Source organism: Halogeometricum sp. CBA1124, from assembly GCF_009741955.1.
Lineage (GTDB): Archaea > Halobacteriota > Halobacteria > Halobacteriales > Haloferacaceae > Halogeometricum > Halogeometricum rufum.
Window position 1 is genome coordinate 1 of the sequence record NZ_WPCD01000279.1, and the last position, 3,687, is coordinate 3,687.

Here is a 3,687-nt window from a genome sequence, read left to right on the forward strand (position 1 = left end):
CGACGCGTAGCGCTCGACCGCTCCGCCTTCGCTACTGGCGGCGCGATGCCGTCGGTCACTCGTCGCGTGCGCCCGATGGGACCGCGCAGCGACGCGGGTCGCCCGCGCGGCGAGGTAGCCGAGGAGGAGGAGGAGTCCGCCCGCACGCAGGAGGTTGCCGTGGAAGGGGAGCGCCGCCACCGCCCCCGCGAACCCGAGCAGTCCCAGCACGCCGGCACCGCAACTCGCACACCCCGAGGCGAGGAGTCCCGGAACGGCGCTCGACAGCCCGCTCGTTCCGGAGAGTCCGACCGCGCCGACCCGTCCCGCGACGTTCGTGACCGCGACGCCGGTCACGACGGCGTACGAGACGACCAGCCCGAGACCGACCGGTCCGACCGTCGCGTAGGTGTTCGCCGTGAGGGCAACCAGCGCGTCGTCGAGGTAGCCGACGCCGGCACCGAGCATCTGAGCCGAGTAGGCGGGGAACGCGCTCAGCACGAGGAGCGCGTACGTCCCGGCGGCGACGCCCGCGAAGCAGAGGCTCCGGGACGTGGCGGTGAACGGGTAGACGAACGCCGCCCGAAGTCGGTCGGCGTGTCGGTCGAGAGCCCCGTCGCTCACGCGTTCTGCACCCGGGTTATCGCCTCGTCGAAGCGGTCGAACGGCTGTGCGCCGGTTATCTTCCCGGCGACGTCCTCCTCCCGGTTGTACAGCACGAACGCCGGCGTCCCGCGAATATCGAACCGAGACGCTCGCTCCACGTCCTCCCGTATCGACGACTCGATTTCGCTCCGGCGCTCCCGCATGCAGTCGTCGACGGCGTTCGCGTCGACGCCCTCGACGCCGCGCGTGACGTCGAGGAGGTTGTCTCTCGACGCCCAGTCGGAGTTCTCCGACCCCTGCTCGTCGAACAGCGTGGCGTGCCACCGCCAGTACGCCCGCGGTCGTTCCGCGCGCACCTGCCGCCAGACGCACCGGTCCACGACCGCCGCGGTCATCGACAACTTCCCGAGGTACGGGTACTGGACGAAGACCAGCCGAACCGTCCCCGACTGCACGTGCGTCTCGACGAGTTTCGGGAGCGTGTTCCGCTCGAACCGACGGCAGAACGGGCACTGGTAGTCGCTCCAGTAGTAGACGTCGACCGGCGCGTCCATCGACCCCGCGACGGGGTGCCCTCGCAGGTCGCGCCGGCGTCGGTCGTGTTCGAACTGCGGTGAAACGCCGCTTCGGGGAGGTCGGCCGACTCCGTCTCACGCTGGGATGCGCCGTAGACGATGCCACCGCCGGCGACGACGGTACCGACGCCCGCGAGCAGAGCGCGACGGGTCGTCGGCGATTCGGGGAGGTCCATGTCTCCCGCTGGGCGGACCGCACGTAAACCGGTCCCGGCGTTGTTCCGACTCTGCAAACTCGCGACTCACCGGCGGACGGCGGCGCGGTCCGCGGTCCGTCCGGTCAGTACGACTCGCGCAGCACCTGTTCCGGACGGACTCGTTCCCCGTCGCGTCGGATTCGCTCGTGCTGTGCCGTTCGCCCTCCGGCGGCGAGTAACGTGGGGCTCAGATGTGAACCGACGCTCCGCCGCCGCGACGGAGGCCGAACCGACGGCCACTGACGTCGCGGTATCGGACGAATACCGTCGCTAGGGTGTCGTTGCGTCGGTGTCTTCGGAACAATACTCTTGGTACCGACGCCGGAGAGTGCAGTCAGGAGATTGACATGGAACGAGAAGACGCGTGGGAGACGCTCGTCCGCGCTCTCGACGACGTGAGCCGACGACGCCTGCTGGTCGCACTGTTGGAACGCTCCGCTTCGGACGAGGCCGTGCGCGTCCCCGAGGACGTCCACCGCGGCGACCGGGAGTTGGAGGCGCTGAAGTTCGACCTCTATCACGTCCACCTCCCCCTCCTAGAGAGTGCCGACTACGTCCGGTGGGACAGGGAGACGCACGAGGTCGAACGCGGCGACGCGTTCGACGAGATTCGTCCGGTGCTCCGGGTGTTGCACGACAACCGGGACGACCTCCCCGAGGGGTGGGTGTGAGTCGGTTCGGTCGGAGCCGACGCCGTCTCACCGAAGGTGCGTCGAGAGAACCGCGGCGAGCGACTCGCACTTGACGGGTTTCAGCAGGTACTCGTCGACGCAGTCCTCGTTCAGTCCGCCGTCGGGGCGGGACGCGCTCAGGACGACGACGGCCCCCGAGAACGTCGTCTCGTGCAGTCTGTCGACCACCTCGTCGCCGGTGAGTTTCGGCATGTCGCGGTCCAGCACGACGACGTCGACGGCGGCGTCGAGGCTCGCGACCGCCTCTCGCCCGTCCGCGGCCTCGCGGACGGTCCAGTCCGTCCGCTGGGTCAGCCAGTACGCGAACGACTCGCGCAGGACGCCGTTGTCGTCCGCGAGGAGGACGGTAGCGGGTGCCGCGTGCGGTCCGCTCGCCATCGGGTTCGGTTTCGAGGTCACCGGTCGGTCACGCGACCCCAGACGTTACGACGTATCGCCGCACCGGTCCCGAGACCGAACGCTCGTCTCCGACTCGCCGACGACCGCGGAGCCGGTGGCTACGCACGCGAACGACCCCCTCCGCGCGCTGTCGGTCGCCAGTCGCGACCCCGGTGGGAGTGACCGGGGCCTCGACCGACTCAGCGGGGACGATAGCTGTCTCAATCACGTACGGGACCACTCACTCTGACCAGATAGAGACGGGGACGGATATGTCCGCGTTTTAAATACTCTTCTCGGGTTCGTCGTCGGGTGGCGTGGTCGCGAGTGCGTTCCCGACCAGCCTGTGATGCGCGCGGCGCAGCAACTGGCCGGCGGACTGCTTCGCGATGCCGAGTTCGTCGGCCACGTCTTCGAGGGTGGCCCGTCGGGGCGTCTCGAAGTAGCCCGCCCGCCAGGCCGTGGTGAGCGCGTCGGCCTGCTTCTCCGTGAGTCCGAACTGCGACCCCTGATGCCCCTCCGTCTCGTCGAACAGTTGCTTCAGTTCGAACTCGATGCCGTTCGCCTGGCAGTACTCGTTGAAGTCCTGCAGGCTGTGATAGTTCTCGAACCGGACCCGGAGCGACCACCCGTCGCGTCGCCCCGTCGCCTCCAGGATGACCGCGTTGACCTCCCTGTAGACGAAGAGGATGGCCTTCGTCTGCTCGGTCCACTCGCCCCTGAACAGCGCCGCGTCCTCGAACGTGTCCAGTCGGCGCACGTTCTGTATCGACGGGTCTTCGTCGACCGCGCGTTCGAACGCCGCGAGGTCGCAGTCCGAGACCCAGAAGTACGGCGTCAGCGACGTCCGCATCGCGACGACGCGTTCGACTTCGATGACCGCGTCGGGGACTGATTGGAGCGTGGCCGTCAGCGGGAACATCTCCGCCGTGACGTGGAACTTTCCGATGATGCTCATTGGGAACTCCAGTACCGTAGAGCACTGCGATTCGCGGTAAATACGTTCGTACTCGCGGTCGCTCCGAGTCACACCGCCCGGACGACCACCGTCGCGTTCGTTCGCTCGTCGGGTGCGACGACGGCGAGGTCGAACGCCGCGGCGACGACTACCGTCTCGTTGCCGCGTCGTTGCACCACCACGCCGTCCCGGACCGTACAGTCCCCGAACGCTCTCCCCCGGCCCCCGGGACAGTTGCGTGCGGCCCACCCCGTCGCCTCGCTCCCGTTGTACGAGACGACGAGCGACCGGTCGCCGGCGGC

5 protein-coding genes and 1 pseudogene are annotated in these 3,687 nt (G+C 68.7%); 1 reads left to right on the plus strand and 5 read right to left on the minus strand.

The features are described from left to right. On the minus strand, positions 1 to 603 hold a 603-nt coding region (locus GJ632_RS20285), incomplete at its 3' end, for a hypothetical protein (RefSeq protein ID WP_197428121.1). Then, positions 600 to 1,139: a thioredoxin domain-containing protein gene (locus GJ632_RS20290; protein ID WP_191453868.1), complete on the minus strand. Its 540-nt coding sequence runs from the start codon at positions 1,137 to 1,139 to the stop codon at positions 600 to 602. The genes GJ632_RS20290 and GJ632_RS20285, both read right to left, overlap by 4 nt. 565 nt (positions 1,140 to 1,704) lie before the next feature. Between GJ632_RS20290 and GJ632_RS20295 the strand changes: the two genes are divergently transcribed. After that, positions 1,705 to 2,028, plus strand: a complete 324-nt coding sequence (locus tag GJ632_RS20295; protein WP_191453869.1) for an ArsR family transcriptional regulator — start codon at positions 1,705 to 1,707, stop codon at positions 2,026 to 2,028. 27 nt (positions 2,029 to 2,055) lie between these two features. Here GJ632_RS20295 and GJ632_RS20300 read toward each other — a convergent pair whose 3' ends face one another. The 3 genes and pseudogenes from GJ632_RS20300 to GJ632_RS20310 form a co-directional block, all read right to left on the minus strand. Beyond that, positions 2,056 to 2,448, minus strand: coding sequence for a response regulator transcription factor (locus GJ632_RS20300; protein WP_089804874.1), 393 nt, complete (start codon positions 2,446 to 2,448; stop codon positions 2,056 to 2,058). A gap of 262 nt (positions 2,449 to 2,710) precedes the next feature. Then, complete coding sequence (locus tag GJ632_RS20305; protein ID WP_191453870.1) at positions 2,711 to 3,385, minus strand: helix-turn-helix domain-containing protein; 675 nt, start codon at positions 3,383 to 3,385, stop codon at positions 2,711 to 2,713. Positions 3,386 to 3,453: 68 nt separating this feature from the next. After that, a pseudogene (locus GJ632_RS20310) lies at positions 3,454 to 3,687 on the minus strand (hypothetical protein); the annotation flags it as partial.

What these genes read in the sequence shown, in the direction of transcription:
- GJ632_RS20290 (WP_191453868.1), bottom strand. Translation starts at nt 1,139, where the DNA reads ATGGACGCGCCGGTCGACGTCTACTACTGGAGCGACTACCAGTGCCCG.
- GJ632_RS20295 (WP_191453869.1), top strand. Translation starts at nt 1,705, where the DNA reads ATGGAACGAGAAGACGCGTGGGAGACGCTCGTCCGCGCTCTCGACGAC.
- GJ632_RS20305 (WP_191453870.1), bottom strand. Translation starts at nt 3,385, where the DNA reads ATGAGCATCATCGGAAAGTTCCACGTCACGGCGGAGATGTTCCCGCTG.